The organism is Limosilactobacillus sp. C0001E2, assembly GCF_056590915.1.
In genome coordinates, this window is the sequence record NZ_JBWPXC010000002.1 from 113225 (window position 1) to 129018 (window position 15794).

The window sequence follows — 15794 nt, forward strand, 5'->3', positions numbered from 1 at the left end:
AAAACTCTGGCTAGCACTTTTCTAGATCGGTTGGTGTATGGAGTAAGTAATCTGCTGCTCCTTTAATTGAATCTGGATCTGCAGAACCATATAATGCCGCAGCAAATTTTACCCCAGCGGCGTGGGCCGCCTTTAAGTCATTAATGGTATCGCCGACATAAACAGTCGTATTTGGATCAGCATCGAGTGCCTTGACCGCCGCAAGAATAGGGTCGGGAGCTGGCTTGTGCTTTTCGGTATCTTCAGAGGTGATGGCAACCTTAAAAAGATCGGCAAAATAATACTGCCGCTGAAACTTGGCATACTCATAAGCCAACTTTGAAGTTGCAACTGCAAGTTGGGTATCGGTACGTTTGGAAAGGTCATCCAACATTTCTTTGATTCCGGGGAACACCGTTACCCGGTCTTGCCGAGTATAGGAAAGCTGAAACCATTCTTCTTGGATGGGCCGGATGTCTGCTTCTTTGACCTTGGCGAGCCGGAGAGCATCGTCAGCAGTAATACCAAAGCCTTCCTTATTGAGACGATCCGTTTCCTCCTTTGTATATTGATAACCATGCTTGGCTAACACTTCAAACATGGCAGGCATGTACATATCAATCGTATTGATTAATGTTCCATCAATATCAAAGATAAAGTTTTTCATTTGAGCCATCATAATTCCTCCCACTTGATAATAACTATATTTTACGCCCTTTCGGGACAAACCAAAAGGGACAAAAGATGACCATTGCAGTGGTCCTATTTTGTCCCCTCGAAAAATTATTTATTAAAGGTTCCGGCTTCGACTTGGCGAAGGAAGTCAGCAAGGTGTTTGTAGTATACATCAGGGTTATCCAGCATGTGGTGATGACCACCATTTGGCGTGGTAACGAGTTGAGCGTTTGGAATCAACTTTTCCATTCGCCGAGCGGCACTGAGTGGCATCGTTTCGTGTTCACCAAAGGTCAGGAGAGTTGGCACCTTGATGTTGTGTAGCTGGTCAGTGAAGTGCCAGCTAGCTAGCTTTCCAGTGATGACAAATTCGTTATCTCCTTGGAAAGCGTGATAAACGGCATCGTCATCTAAACTGCGAACGTGTTCCAGTTTGGATGGTTGTTTACGGTCAACGTAGTTTTCGTTTAAGACCTGCACGTCAGCTTGATAACGGTCGTTATCCCAGTTGCCATTATCTTCGCACTCCTTCATAAAGGCCACTTCTTCAGCCGGGAGAACATCTTCCCGAATTTTATTGACGTGTTCTACGTAATCGTCAACGTCATCAACCATTGAGGAGATGATTGCGCCTTTCAGATGTTGTCCATATTTAACGGCATATTCTTGAACGAGAAGGCCACCCCAGCTTTGTCCAATAAGGTAGAAGTTGTCAAGGCCAAGTTTTTGGCGCACTTCTTCCACTTCGTCGAGAAAATATTCATAGGTTAAATATTTTTTCGCAATCTCTGGGTCGGAATAATCAGGCTGGTCAGAATATAGGGAGCCTAATTGATCATACATGTGAACTTGAACGTTCAGGCCCTGTTTCTTTAATTGTTCAGCGGTATCTTCCCAGTATTCATGATTGCCACCAGGACCACCATGCAGGGCAAGAAGGTGGATGTCGCCTTCGCCTTGGGTGTTGGTCCAAAGGTGGTAACCGTTATCTAGGGTTAAGATTTTGGTTCCTTGCTTCATAATGAATCTCCCTCTCTCGTCTCTATTAGAATATGATAAATGTTAACTCATTTTTCTTTAAAAAACAAACGCCTGTGATGGTGACCATCATCAGACGTTCTGGAATCAAAAAACTAATTAATTATTCGGCAAAATTAATGAACAATTTTGTGGATCAATCTGGTAGGAAATTGCTTCGTTTCCCCGGAGAGTCATTTCATAATCCGTTGCAAAGAGAATTAATTCTAATTGGTGCCCAGCTGCTAAAGTGTGAAAAATTGGTTGCAGGGGAAGCTCAACGTCAACAAATTGGCCAGCGGTTAAATCATCAACGCTTGAAGCATCCCGCCGGTTTTGTAGATTAATGTGACCATATGAAATAACCTTGGCGTCCGTAGTTTCCTTTTGCAATTGGAATTCACGGAGGTCATCCTTACCAAAATGATAAGCAAGTTCCAGACCATCTTTAGCTAAAATAACTGGTGAAACGGTTAAACGTTTGGCACTTCCGCGGTCAACCAGGCGGGCACTAAGCAGTCCGTGATCAGCAGAGGAGGCAATCCGCACTTTCAACGTTGGGGTACCGCGTAATAGCCAGTCCTCTTTTAATGGGGCACTAACAAAGTGAGCGCTAAAGTGACCATCAAAATCATTTAGCAAGGCCTGGGACCATTCGGCGGGCTTGTGACACCACTTTTGGTAGGTCGCATCATCTTGCTGGTCATTGAATTTAACGCGACTAGAAGCAGTGGCATTTTCCGTGGTCAGACTGTTATTTGTTAAATTCAGAGTTGTACTTTGGTTACCCGACCAGTTAGTGTAGGTTGTCCAAGTTTCGGGGTGGACATTATCTTGAACTAAGACATCTGGGAGCAGCTCGTCAGCATGATTATCTAGTTCCCATAGTTTATTAGCAAACCAGAGATTAATCATTTCAGAAAAATCAAGGGAACGGAAGGCATTGATATAAATGTGCTGACCTTGGTGAAAAATTAATTTGCTAGTGTTGGGCATCCCAGAGAGGGCATCGTAGAGGTTCTTCACATTGACTGGCTTAACGTTCCAATCGTTTAAACCATGGACCATCATTACGGAACATTTAATATTATCAACGTTTGGCAGGTAATTACGGTGAGCCCAGAAACCGTTATAGTTACCAGTTGCACGGTCTTCGGCAGCGGCTAAGCCTTTCATATAGCGATTATTGGTTGCTTCAATCCGTCGATAGTCTGCTGGCGACTTGGTCCGACTGAAGGTTTCAGCTGCTAAAACATCCGCGTCTTCCCCTTGGAAACCACCTGGCGCCATGACTAAACCATTTTCTCGATAATAGTCATACCAATTGGAGATGGCTGCTTCACTTACGATGGCCTTTAAACCAGCCACCCCAGTTGTGGCAACGGCAGTGGCTAAGGTTCCAAGGTAGGAACGACCAGTCATCCCCACGTTGCCATTGCACCAGTCCGCGCGGATAGCAACGCCGCTTGTGCGGTCGGTAAAGGCTCGACGATCACCATGCAGCCATTCGACAACGGCTTTCATGGAGTCAGTTTGTTCTGGCGAACCACAAGTTTGTAGGCCATCGGAATCCTTGGTGCCAATTCCAGAGGCATAGACAATGGCATAACCGCGCACGCTTAGGTAAGTGTTAAGTGTATATGCAGGTGTGGTACTGAATGATTCGGCCGCGGTTTGACTCTCACCGTTGACGGTTTGCTTAGTAAAGGTCATTGGGAAATCAGGTTCAGCAGGGGACTGGTCGTGAGGATCCTTATGGGTCAGTGGGACATTAACGTTGTGGGTAATTTCTTCACCCCACTTGTCATTAGTCCCCTGATTGTACGGACTCGCAGTGAAGACTGCTGGCACTTTAAGCCCGTCATTACTATCTGCTGGGCGCATAATTTCAACCTTCACTAGATCAGCTTTTCCATCGTAATCAGTGTCCATGTCGGTTTCAACATAGACCACTTCACGGATGAAACGTGTCGGGTCAAAACTAGCAATGGGCTTACCATTAAAGTAGATTGGTTTTTGACTAGCGGGTAACGCGTAAGTCCACGTGAGCATTCCTTGACTCGTTAAGCGATCGAGCAGATTTTGACCGAGTTTCGTGCGCGTATTTAATAACAGGTAGAAAGCGTCGATCACGTTAGCAGTAGTCCAGTGCTCGTGGTGCTCCATTGACAGTTGGATTTTCTTCATGCCGGTGATGGGATCGTCAATCGCAAAGTCAATTGCTGGTTCGAATTGAAGCAATTGCAGTGCGACCAGGTAGAAGACTTGGTCAGTTAAAGGCAGATTCTGGTCTAACCAATCAGTAATTGATTGATCCGGAGTAGCAAGCAGGCTATTTAACCATTCGTAATCCAAAGCGGGTGTGTGGTCGGCAATGTGGATGCGGGTTAACAGTTTTACCCAAAGCTGGTTAGGGCTTAATTGTTGTTCTTCATCTGGATGCAACAAATGAATGGTTTGTAGTTCGGTCATGCGATGCTGATGGTAAGCAGGAGCGATGGCAAATTGATTATTTTTCATGGAAACGACACCTCGTATCAATATTGTTATTCTTTACTATTGTACTCTCCGTCGGTGGTCAGAGGCTAAATTATTTGTAATAAAAAGGAGCCGGACAGCAGTCATTACTGACTTTGCTATCTAGCTCACTGAACGCAAATTATTTCTCTGACGCAATTGTACTGTGGTGGTAACCATAACTGAAGTAAATAATAATACCGATTACGAACCAGATTCCGGCACCGATAAAGGTGGTTTTACCAAGCTGACAAATCATCCAGATACAAGCCAGACCGGAGATGATTGGCAGAAGCGGGTAAAGTGGCACCTGGAAGCCACCTTGATTATCAATATCTTGCCGGTGACGGAGTGGAATAATCCCGAATGAAACAAAAGTAAATGCTAATAGTGTCCCGATATTAACCAGACTAGTTAATTCGTCAAGGGAAACCAGACCACCCATAATTGCGATGATGATCGTTACGAATAACAAGGCATTTTCTGGAGTTTCACCCTTCTGGGCATTTAACTTACTGAGCGGCTTTGGCAATAAACCATCCCGGCCGATTGAGTACACTAATCGTGAACTGGCAAAAATAGTGGTAATCATCATGGTGAACATCCCAATCAGTGCACCAATGGCTAAGGTATCTGCTAACCAGCCCTGATTAACGAGATTCAAAGCATAGGAGACGGGATTGGCAACGTCCAACTTAGTGTATTTCACCATACCAACTAAGACTGCGGAAACTCCCATGTAGAGAATTGCCGCAATCAACAACGTTCCGAGAATTCCGATTGGCATGTTCTTTTTAGGGTTTTTAACTTCGGCGGCGGAGCTCGAAACGGCATCGAAGCCTAGAAAAGCAAAGAAGACGGTTGTCGCACCCTTCAAAATTCCACTAATCTTGTAGGGCATAAATGGGTGATAATTGGCTGGCTTAATAAAGAAGAGGCCGACACCAATGAATAGTAAAATAATAACGATTTTTAAAATTACCATAGCATTGTTAACCCGCTTGGACGATTGCATTCCTCGTGAAAGAATCAAACTGACTACGAGCACCACGAGTACGGCCACCAGATTAAAGTAGGTGCCATGGGCGGGATCAAATGGTCCAGACACGGCTTTTGGGATGTGCACACCAAAGCTGGCCAACAATGCGTTAAAGTAGGCGGACCAACCAGTCGAAACGGTCGCCACCGCGAGCATGTATTCGAGCACTAGGGCCCAACCCAGAATCCAGCCGATAAATTCACCGAAAATGATGTTTCCGTAAGAGTAGGCACTACCAGCGACGGGGAGAGCGGATGAAAATTCTGCATAACACATTGCCGCAAGCGCACAGACAATTGCGGCTAACAGAAATGAAATAATGACGCCGGGTCCAGCAGCGTTGGCCGCCACCGTCCCTGGCAGGATAAAGATCCCGGTTCCAATGACCGCGCCAACACCCATTGTCATTAAATCAAAAGCGGAGAGCGATTTAACGAAGTGCTGGTCGGCTCCTAAGTAATTTGAAAGACTTTCCTTTCTGAAAATCTTTAAGTGCATAATCACTAACCACCTTTGTTATAATGTTCTATAATATAGATTCCATATTAGGACTATGATAAAGTCAGTTAATATTAAAAGTCAATTAAAAAATCATTAAGGGGTGTTCAGAATGGCAATTGAAGTGACTGCTGGAGCAGTCGTTTACCGACGGAACAATGGTGAACTGCAATACCTATTACTGGAAAGTACAAATAAGGGAAACTTTTGGGGCTTTCCGAAGGGCCATGTTGAGGTGAACGAAACCTTGGAAGCAACTGCCCACCGGGAAATCAAAGAAGAAACTTCGCTAGATTTACCGATTGATACAAGCTTTCATGTGTATACAGAATATGATTTGCCAAATGGTAACCGGAAGCAAATGACCCTTTATACTGCAGCCCTTCCAGAACCAGAAGCACTGGACCTTCAGGCTGCAGAAATTAAGGATGCGGGCTGGTTCAACTATGATGCAGCCCGGCAACGACTAACCTATAGTAACCTCAAAGAACTTTTAGATAAGGTTCACGCCCACCTAGTTAATCAGCAGAGCTAATGGAAAAGAAAAAAGTATTTGTCATTACCGGTGCAACGGGGTCGGGAAAGACAACGGTTGACCGTTATTTAAAGAAAAAGTATGACATGTTTAAGGTGATCACCCATACGACTCGAACACCGCGGTCTAATGAACAAAATGGGATTGATTACTATTTTGAGAATCGTGATTCAATGCAAAAATTACATTTATTGGAGAAGGTTGAATATGACCACCATTGGTATGGTTCTTCATTAGAAGGGTTAAAGCAGGGGTGGCAAAATCATCAATTTGATGTCATTGTGTTGGATACCAAGGGTGCGATTACCTATAAAGAAAAACTTGGCGATCAAGCAGTCATTATTTTTCTGACGGTTTCCCATCTAAAAAAACTGGCTGAACGGCTCAAAGCACGGGGCGATCTGAAAAAGGCGATTACTTCTCGGTTAAATAGTGCCGAATATGAACGCGACCTGACTTTACCGCCAGAACTGAGGGGGAAGGCTCACGTGATTGTGAATGACCGGTGGAAAGAAACAACTGCTAAATTGGACCGGATTCTTCGTCAGAAATAGGGAGTAAATAAGATGACGGAAAATTTAAGACATGCCAAACAGTTAATTAAACAGCAGGGATTACGTTGGACTAAGCAACGAGAATCTTTGATTAATATTTTGGATTCTTTCTTAGAACGGTACGTTGATATTACGGAAGTTGACCTTCAAATGCGTCAACAATACCCAAGTATTAGTCATGACACAATCTACCGTAATTTACAGGAATTTAAAGATCTTAAGTTAGTGGAAACTAAGCAGGGCACGAATGGTTTGATGGTCAAATTAGAATGTGATCCGCACCATCATCACCACTTTATTTGCCAAAACTGTGGCAAAGTGCAAGAAATCAAAATGCCTAATTTTAACTATGCTGCCTATCAAGTTCAGCTACCGGGAGCTAAGATTACTGGTCATAGTTTTGAACTGTATGGCTATTGCGCAGAATGTCAGCGAAAGTTAAAGCGAAAATCTTAGAAGATCCTTAACATTCATCAAGGGGAAAGTTGATTATAATTGGGTACTAAAAGGAGCGTCGAATATGTTAAAAACACCACCATTTGTTACCCCATTTGCGCTAGTGTCATTAGTGTTAGCATTAGGTGCAACGAACGTGGTGGTTAACAAAACCACCCATACGAATGAAGGGGCCAAAGTAACTAATACGCGGACTGATCGTCGGACCCCTGATGATCAGCAGCGCCGTGATGATAGTAACCGCAACAGTAATAGTGATGATCGTGACCGCGATGATCAATCGTCGTCATCATCAGTAACACGCCAGAGTCAATCTAGCACAACAACGAATAATAATACCGGGACGACTGGTCAAAACGAAACCACAACGAATAAGTCGAATTCCACCAACGAAAATACCACCACTACTAATAATGGCACTAATGGTAGTACCAATAATACCCAAACTAATGCGACTGGTGGAACAGAAAGTAATAACTAAGGAGGGTAACGCATGTTTAGTTTCCTTGATATGATTAACCACTCGCTTGGTTACTTTAATATCAATACCAAGTTGAAAAATAAAATCTATACAGTAGTTGCCCTCCTAGGTGATTTTTACCTAATCTATGTCACCTACCGGTTACTTGTTAACCACGCTTGGATGCGGGGGTTACTGTACTGTCTAGCAGTGATTGCCATTACCTACTATGTTTACCTGAATGCGGTTTATTATTTTCTAAACCGTACTTCGCGATTTGACGTCTTATCACCGTGGTTGGTTAAAATTACGGGTTATGACCAGAGTAATGAGAATCGTGGACAAACGCGGGCTGATCGGGCAGCGGCCATGATTAGTAACCAAGCAAATGGCTACTTTACTGATAGTAATCTGATTAGCGCAGACGTATCGATTGATCGTGAGGAGCAGTATAACCTACGTCATTTAGTAGATCAGTTAGTTGAAGAAGGGATCTTTACGGCTGATTATAACGGTAAGGATGCGTCGGCAATTATCGATGAATACAATCAGACTCACCAGCCAGTAAATGCGCTGAATGATCATCAAACACCACCATACTTTGATTTAGTCAATGATGAATTTGGACACCGCTTGGAAATTTATGCCGGTTTGAACCAAATGGAACGAGTAAGGGTTGGTCACATTACAAAGGTCGGCTTGACTGATGTCCACGCGGCTCATGAAAAGTACCGCCTATATTTAGCGAACGTCTTTGTTACTGGCGGGCCACATAAGATTCCAGGGCGGCGGGGAACCACTATCTTGACGGACGGTGATTTTGGTTTAGTTGCCCATGTGGCGTATAAAAATCGTGAGTCACAAGATGCCGCGGAACAGCAACGGCGTAATTTATATCAATAAAGTTATTACAGGCGATGGTGACCTAAAAATGGTCAGTCATTGCCTGCTTTTTTTGTTAAAATAATATTATTACGTTTGTGGAGGAAAATAGGTTGGTTACGATTAGAACAATTGCTGCTAAGGCCGGTGTTTCAACATCGACAGCGTCACGCGCATTAAATGATAATCCCCGGATTAGCAGTAAAACTCGTCAGCATGTTAAACAAATCGCCCGTGAATTAGGCTATCGGCCTAATTTTTCGGCCCGGAATTTAAGTCGTGGGGAAGCTAATATTATTGGGGTGGTTTTCCCAATTCCAGATGCAAAGACGACCCAACCCGCCAACCCATTTCATATTGAAATTATGTGGGGAATTGGTAAGGCGATTCGACGTAAAAATTATGAAATGATGGTGGCGATGGGGACGAACCAAGCAGATTTAGTTCGTCAGGTTGAAGCAATGGCTCAGCAAGCCAAAGTTCATAAATTTGTCCTCCTGTATTCTCAAAAGGATGACCCTGTTGTGGATTACCTACGTCAGCATCAATTGTCATATGTCATTGTGGGTCATCCATATAATGCCTTGGACCGCTTTGTTGATAACGATAACGTTGCGGTCGGTGAGGCAGCCACCCAACGATTGTGTACACTGCACAAGTTACACCGCCCCGTGTTTGTTCAATCTACAACTGACCATTCCTTTGAAACTGATCGACGAAAGGGCTATGAACAAGCGATGCAAGGCAAGTCCTTACCACCAATGGTGGTTCAGCTCTCACCAAAAGATGATTTAATGAAATGGCTAGCTAGTCACCCAGCAGCAGATGGACTAGTTTTTGCGGATGACGTGATTTACCTGCGCTATGCCCGTCAGTTAAAAGAGACCGAACTACCGGTGGCCTGTTTTAATAACAGTCAATGGATTAAAGTCGTCTTTAGCGATCAAAGTGTAATTGATCTGCAACCACAGAAGTTAGGGGCAGAAGCCGTGAAGCTATTGTTTAATCCGCGTCACCACCATATTTATGTACCTTACCAAGTCAGCTAAATCCAGTTAACAGGAGTGCTAATGCATGTAATCCAGGTTAGCTGGATTTTTTATTTTAAATTTTGTGCAAACGGTTGCAATAAAAAATAATGTCTGGTATATTATTAGGCGTAATGTAAAAGCGCTTTCAAAAAACGCGGATTTTTAAGGAGTGTTTGTTATGAGTCAAGAGAATTCACAAACTGCTGGTTTGCCAAGGCTCTCCAGTAGCATGATTTGGATGATCAACTTTGGCTTTTTGGGTGTGCAAACGGCATTTACCCTGCAAAGTTCGCAAATGAGTCGAATTTTCCAAACCATTGGTGCTGATCCAAATAACCTTGGTTGGTTTTTCATTTTGCCACCGTTGGCTGGATTGATCGTTCAACCAATTATTGGTTATTATTCTGATCGAACCTGGGCACCTAAATTAGGCGGTCGGCGGCTTCCTTACTTGTTGTTAGGAACAATTGTGGCGGTGATTGTGATGCTCCTGTTGCCTAACTCAGGCAGCTTTGGCTTTGGGTATGGTTCACTGGCCGCACTTTGGTTTGGGGCAATTACGGTTGCCTTTCTTGATTTATCTTCCAATGTTGCAATGCAGCCATTCAAGATGATGGTTGGTGACATGGTAAATGATGATCAAAAGAGCTATGCCTACGGAGTGCAAAGCTTCTTGTCAAACACCGGAGCGGTGCTGGCAGCAATCTTCCCATTCCTATTAACCTTGTTGGGGGTTGCGAATAAAGCACCGAAGGGTGTGGTACCACAATCAGTTATTATTTCCTTCTACGTGGGTGCTGCTTTGCTGGTAATTACGAGTCTCTTCACGATTTTCCGAGTTCATGAATATGATCCTGCAACTTATGCTAAGTATCACGGCATTTCCGAAGCGGATAACAAAGAAGGCGGTAACTGGTTGGCGCTGCTAAGGCATGCACCAAAGGTTTTCTGGACGGTAACCCTAGTTCAATTCTTCTGCTGGTTTGCTTTCCAATACCTGTGGACTTACTCAGCGGGAGCCATTGCAAGTAACGTTTGGGGAACGACGAATGCTTCAAGCGTTGGTTATCAAGATGCTGGTAACTGGTATGGGGTTTTGGCGGCCGTTCAATCCATCGCTGCCGTGATTTGGTCATACGTCTTAGCTAAGGTGCCAAACAAGTATCACAAATTAGGGTATGCTGGTAGTCTTTTACTCGGGGCCATCGGGTTTATCTCTGTTTTCTATATCCATGACAAGTGGACGTTAATTATTTCGTACACCTTAGTCGGCATTGCCTGGGCCGGCATGAATACCTACCCACTGACCATCGTCACGAATGCATTATCTGGCAAGCATATGGGAACTTACCTCGGATTATTCAACGGCTCTATTTGTCTGCCACAAATTGTTGCTTCACTGCTGAGTTTTGTGCTCTTCCCAATGCTGGGTGGTTCACAAGTCCACATGTTTCTGCTTGGTGGGGTGGTAATGATCTTAGCTGCCTTGTCAGTTGGAACAATTCACGAAACGTATGTCCGCTAGAAAGTTACTAAGAGAATTGAATTAAAGGATTTAAATAAGAAAGGAATTTACCATGAAAAGAACATTTGATATTGCGCCATGGCACGTTGCAACTAAACAATGGGATCCAGAAGATAAACGCCTTCAGGAATCAATGACGTCATTAGCAAACGAAAACTTGGGAATGCGGGGCTTCTTCGAAGAAGGCTACACCGGTGACCATATGCAAGGAGTCTACCTCGGTGGGGTTTGGTTCCCTGACAAGACACGTGTTGGTTGGTGGAAGAACGGTTATCCAAAATACTTTGGTAAGATGATCAACGCGGTTAACTTTATGAAGTTAATCATTAAAGTTAACGGTGAACAACTGGACTTAAACAAACAAACACCAAAAGATTTCAAATTAGATCTTGATATGAAACGGGGCGTCTTAACTCGTGAATTTACCGTTGAAATCGGTGGTACTGAAATGTACTTCAACTTTGAACGGTTCGTTTCGGCCGTCCAAAAAGAATTAGTGGGTCAACGGTTGCACATTAAGAATCACGGTAATGATGATGCAAAGGTCGAAGTTACCAGCATGATTGATGCGGATGTCTATAATGAAGACGCCAACTACGATGAACAATTCTGGAACGTTTTGGGCAAGAATGCTAGTGATGAACATGCCGAATTAACTTCTGAAACGAAGCCGAACGACTTTGGGACGCCACAGTTTACTGTCGGGATGAAGACGACCACGAAGACGGATTTAGCCCACGTCGGTGATGGTACTGATGAGAAGGATGCTTACAATAACTTTGCGGGCACAGTAGCTGCTGACCAAGAAGTAACAATTGAAAAGCGGTCCGTTGTCGTTACCTCTCGGGACTTTGATTCCCAAGCAGCGATCGACAAGCGTTTAGATGATTTAACCGACCAATTAGATGGTCAAAGCTTTGATGATTTATTAGCTCCCCATGTCCAAGAATGGGCCGACCGGTGGACAAAGTCCGATGTTGAAATTGAAGGAGACGAAGGGGCCCAACAAGGGATTCGCTTTAACCTCTTCCAACTCTTCTCAACCTACTATGGTAATGATTACCGGCTGAATATTAGTCCAAAGGGCTTCACTGGTGAAAAGTACGGTGGTGCTACATACTGGGATACAGAAGCTTACTGTATTCCAGTCTACTTAGGGGTTGCCAACCCAGAAATTGCCCGTAACTTATTAATGTACCGGTATAAGCAACTGGATGGTGCCTTTGTAAACGCTAAGGAACAAGGTTTGAAGGGTGCATTATTCCCAATGGTGACCTTTAACGGGATCGAATGCCACAACGAATGGGAAATTACCTTTGAAGAAATCCACCGGAATGGTGACATTGCCTTTGCGATTTACCTATACACTAAGTACACGGGCGACAAGTCATACGTACTCAACGAAGGCGCGGAAGTCCTAACCGAAATTTCGCGGTTCTGGGCAGACCGGGTTCATTACTCACAACGGCAAAACAAGTACATGTTGCACGGGGTAACCGGTCCAGATGAATACGATAACAACGTCAACAACGACTGGTACACGAACCTACTTTGTCAATGGACATTGAAGTACACACTGGAAATCTTGGCAGAAGTTGATGACGATGTTGCCAAGAAGCTCAACGTTTCCGAAGATGAAAAGCGTTACTGGAAGGGTATCGTGGATAATATGTACTTGCCATACGACAAGCAGAAAGATATTTTCCCAGAAAATGATGGCTTCTTAGATAAGGACCTGACCCCAGTTTCTGAAATTCCAAGTGATCAACTCCCACTGAACCAAAACTGGTCATGGGACAAGATTCTTCGTTCACCATATGTTAAGCAAGGGGACGTTATTCAAGGTCTGTGGGACTTTATTGATGACTTTACCAAAGAAGAAAAGAAGAATAACTTTGACTTCTATGAACAATTTACGGTTCATGAATCAAGCCTTTCCGCTTCCGTTTACTCCATTATTGCGGCTGATATTGGCTATGAAGACAAGGCTGTTGAATTATACGAACGTTCAGCCCGCCTTGACCTTGATAACTACAACAATGATACTTCTGATGGTTTGCACATCACTTCCATGACGGGTTCATGGTTGGACATTGTTCAAGGATTTGCCGGCATGCGGGTTCGTGATGATCAACTTCACTTTGCACCATTCTTACCAAAGAAGTGGGATTCATACCAATTCCGTCAAATGTTCCGGGGGCGGATCTTAAAGGTTAAGCTTGATAAGCACGGTACGAAGATTGACTTAGTATCTGGTGACCCAATTACGATTGATTTAGATGGTCAAAAGTTAGAATTAAAGTAATTCAGGAAGGAGATTAACCATGAACTTTTCTGAGATTAAAGGATTTGCCTTCGACATGGATGGGGTAATTGCTGATACTGCCCGGTTCCATGGGCAGGCTTGGCACCAATTGGCTGACAAGGTGGGGACGGAATGGACCCCGGAATTAGCTGATGCACTTAAGGGTGTTAGTCGGATGGATTCCCTCGAGTTGATTCTCAAGGCCGGTGGTCATGAAAATGACTATTCACAGGATGAGAAGGTGGCGTTGGCGACGGAAAAGAATGAGAACTATGTTAAGTTAGTGGAAACTTTAACGCCGGCTGATATCTTACCGGGAATGAAAGCATTCTTAGATGAACTAAAGGCTGCAGGCTATCACTTAGTGTTAGCTTCTGCTTCCAAGAATGCTCCGAAAGTTTTAAAGTACCTGCAATTGACGGACTATTTTGAGGAGATCGTTGATCCAGCAAAGCTTTCTAAAGGAAAGCCGGAACCAGAAATTTATGTTGAAGCGGCCAAGACGATGAATTTGCCAGTTAACGAAGTAGCTGGGGTCGAAGACGCACAGGCTGGAATTCAGGCCATCAACAGCGCTGGAGAACTCTCTATCGGGATAGGCAGTAGTCTGAAGGCCGCAGATGTTAAGTTTAATGAAACGAGCGAGGTTTCATTAGACGCAATTAAAGCACAACTATAGTTATAACTATTCACTCATCGCAACAATCATCAAGGAGGCCGGGAGTTACCCAGCCTCCTTTTTATGTGGAAGATGATAATGCAATTAATGGGCGTTCGGCGTAAGATATTAATCAAAGAGGAGGATCATGATGAAATTTATTTCTTGGAATATTGATTCAATTAATGCTGCGTTGACTGGAACATCGACTCGGGCCGGAGAAACCCGGGAAGTTTTGCACAAAATTGCCGATTTAGCGCCTGATGTGATTGCCATTCAGGAAACTAAGCTTTCCAAAAATGGCCCCACCAAGAAGCACTTGACAGTTTTGAATGAACTTTTCCCAGACTACCAAGTTGCCTGGCGGAGTTCAGTTGAACCCGCCCGGAAAGGGTACGCAGGAACAATGTATCTTTATCGAACTGGTCTCGCACCAAAGATATCTTATCCGCAAATTGGTGCTCCAGAACCCATGGATGATGAGGGCCGGATGATTACTTTAGAATTTCCAGACTTTTTTGTTACGGAAGTGTATACACCGAACTCAGGAACCGGGATCCGTCGCTTGGCTGAACGGCAAATTTGGGATGACCGTTACCGAGAATATCTTCAACAATTAGACCAGCAAAAGCCAGTGATCGCCAGTGGTGATTTTAACGTTGCTCATGAGCCGATCGACCTGGCCCATCCAGAAAATAATCACCATTCAGCTGGCTTTACCGACGAAGAACGTGAGCACTTTACTAAATTATTAAAGGCTGGTTTTACGGATAGTTTCCGTCACCTTCATCCAGAAGAAAAAGGTGCCTATTCCTGGTGGGCACAACGGGTTATTACCAGCAAGCAAAATAACTCTGGATGGCGGATTGACTACTGGTTGGTTAGTGATCGGATCGCCGGTAAGGTAGTGAAATCATCGATGATTGATACCGGAGCACGCCGTGATCATACGCCGATTGAATTAGACATTGATTTATAATTAATTTAGTATAGAGGGCATCCACAATCGTGGTATACTGAATTTGTGATTATAAATGAGAGAAGGAATAATTGTGGAACGAGCAAATAAGCGTTTTGATTGGGCAGCCTTTATTTTAGGTGTCCTATTGGTCATTTTAGGGTGTGTTTCGATGTATCATATCGATAAAACCCTGCGGTTAGTGGCAATTTTGATGGGAATTGGTGCCATCATAAAGGGAATCTATGAAATTTGGCTTCGCCAGACGGTGAATAATTTACTGAATCACCGATCTGCTTGGTTGTTAATTATGGCCATCTTAGATATTATCGTTGGTTTGATTTTCCTGTTTGTACGGGGCGTTGGCGCATTAACAATTGCTTACCTGTTTGCTTTTTGGTTTATTATTGACAGTATTGGTCAATTGCAGGTTTCCAACTTCTACCGGCAATTTGGTAAGGGATACTACTGGCTACTAGTTGTCTTGAACGTCATCGGCGTGATTGTAGGGGTTATCTTACTGTTTAACCCTGCGCTTTCGGCAATTACTCTTGTTTGGTTAATCGCTGCTGCTCTGATCTTGTTAGGAGTAATTGCAATTGTTGCTGCCTTTTAAAGGTGCTAAGTTTTTAAAAAGACGTGAGCTGGTGCTCACGTCTTTTTTGTTGAATCATGCTAAAATAAAAGAAATCATGATGAAAGAGG

At 43.8% G+C, this 15794-nt stretch carries 15 protein-coding genes; 11 read left to right on the forward strand and 4 right to left on the reverse strand.

Annotation, left to right across the window (positions count from 1 at the left end; all coding sequences use genetic code 11):
- Positions 1-10: 10 nt before the first annotated feature.
- The 4 genes from AC1EKL_RS02770 to AC1EKL_RS02785 all read right to left on the reverse strand — a co-directional run bounded on the left by AC1EKL_RS02770 (position 11) and on the right by AC1EKL_RS02785 (position 5725).
- A complete protein-coding gene (locus AC1EKL_RS02770) occupies positions 11-658 on the reverse strand; it encodes an HAD family hydrolase (RefSeq protein ID WP_480188390.1) in 648 nt (215 codons plus the stop codon).
- A 104-nt stretch (positions 659-762) separates the two neighbouring features.
- On the reverse strand, positions 763-1674 hold the full coding sequence (locus AC1EKL_RS02775; RefSeq protein ID WP_480188389.1) for a proline-specific peptidase family protein: 912 nt from the start codon (positions 1672-1674) through the stop codon (positions 763-765).
- A gap of 117 nt (positions 1675-1791) precedes the next feature.
- Positions 1792-4191 carry a Xaa-Pro dipeptidyl-peptidase gene (locus AC1EKL_RS02780; protein ID WP_480188388.1) on the reverse strand — a complete coding sequence of 800 codons (2400 nt, stop codon included), beginning with the start codon at positions 4189-4191 and terminating at the stop codon, positions 1792-1794.
- A 139-nt stretch (positions 4192-4330) separates the two neighbouring features.
- Positions 4331-5725, reverse strand: a complete 1395-nt coding sequence (locus AC1EKL_RS02785) for an amino acid permease (protein WP_480189953.1) — start codon at positions 5723-5725, stop codon at positions 4331-4333.
- 112 nt (positions 5726-5837) lie between these two features.
- Between AC1EKL_RS02785 and AC1EKL_RS02790 the strand changes: the two genes are divergently transcribed.
- From AC1EKL_RS02790 to AC1EKL_RS02840, 11 genes are all read left to right on the forward strand, one after another.
- A complete protein-coding gene (locus AC1EKL_RS02790; protein WP_480188386.1) occupies positions 5838-6260 on the forward strand; it encodes a bis(5'-nucleosyl)-tetraphosphatase in 423 nt (140 codons plus the stop codon).
- A complete protein-coding gene (locus tag AC1EKL_RS02795) occupies positions 6260-6814 on the forward strand; it encodes a guanylate kinase (RefSeq protein WP_480188385.1) in 555 nt (184 codons plus the stop codon). Before AC1EKL_RS02790 ends, AC1EKL_RS02795 begins: the two co-directional genes overlap by 1 nt.
- Before the next feature lie 12 nt (positions 6815-6826).
- On the forward strand, positions 6827-7270 hold the full coding sequence (locus AC1EKL_RS02800; RefSeq protein WP_480188384.1) for a Fur family transcriptional regulator: 444 nt from the start codon (positions 6827-6829) through the stop codon (positions 7268-7270).
- A 64-nt stretch (positions 7271-7334) separates the two neighbouring features.
- Positions 7335-7751, forward strand: coding sequence for a hypothetical protein (locus AC1EKL_RS02805; protein WP_480188383.1), 417 nt, complete (start codon positions 7335-7337; stop codon positions 7749-7751).
- Between the two features lie 12 nt (positions 7752-7763).
- Positions 7764-8633, forward strand: a complete 870-nt coding sequence (locus AC1EKL_RS02810; RefSeq protein ID WP_480188382.1) for a DUF6681 family protein — start codon at positions 7764-7766, stop codon at positions 8631-8633.
- Positions 8634-8725: 92 nt separating this feature from the next.
- On the forward strand, positions 8726-9661 hold the full coding sequence (locus tag AC1EKL_RS02815; protein WP_480188381.1) for a LacI family DNA-binding transcriptional regulator: 936 nt from the start codon (positions 8726-8728) through the stop codon (positions 9659-9661).
- Positions 9662-9821: 160 nt separating this feature from the next.
- Positions 9822-11168, forward strand: a complete 1347-nt coding sequence (locus tag AC1EKL_RS02820; protein ID WP_480188380.1) for an SLC45 family MFS transporter — start codon at positions 9822-9824, stop codon at positions 11166-11168.
- Between the two features lie 52 nt (positions 11169-11220).
- Positions 11221-13473 carry a glycoside hydrolase family 65 protein gene (locus AC1EKL_RS02825; protein WP_480188379.1) on the forward strand — a complete coding sequence of 751 codons (2253 nt, stop codon included), beginning with the start codon at positions 11221-11223 and terminating at the stop codon, positions 13471-13473.
- A 19-nt stretch (positions 13474-13492) separates the two neighbouring features.
- Complete coding sequence (gene pgmB, locus AC1EKL_RS02830) at positions 13493-14152, forward strand: beta-phosphoglucomutase (protein WP_480188378.1); 660 nt, start codon at positions 13493-13495, stop codon at positions 14150-14152.
- 130 nt (positions 14153-14282) lie between these two features.
- The gene (locus AC1EKL_RS02835) at positions 14283-15110 is read left to right on the forward strand and encodes an exodeoxyribonuclease III (protein WP_480188484.1); all 828 of its coding nucleotides are present in this window, start codon (positions 14283-14285) and stop codon (positions 15108-15110) included.
- Positions 15111-15183: 73 nt separating this feature from the next.
- Entirely contained in the window at positions 15184-15705 is a 522-nt protein-coding gene (locus AC1EKL_RS02840; RefSeq protein WP_480188377.1) for an HdeD family acid-resistance protein, read from the forward strand.
- The last annotated feature ends 89 nt before the right edge of the window (positions 15706-15794 follow it).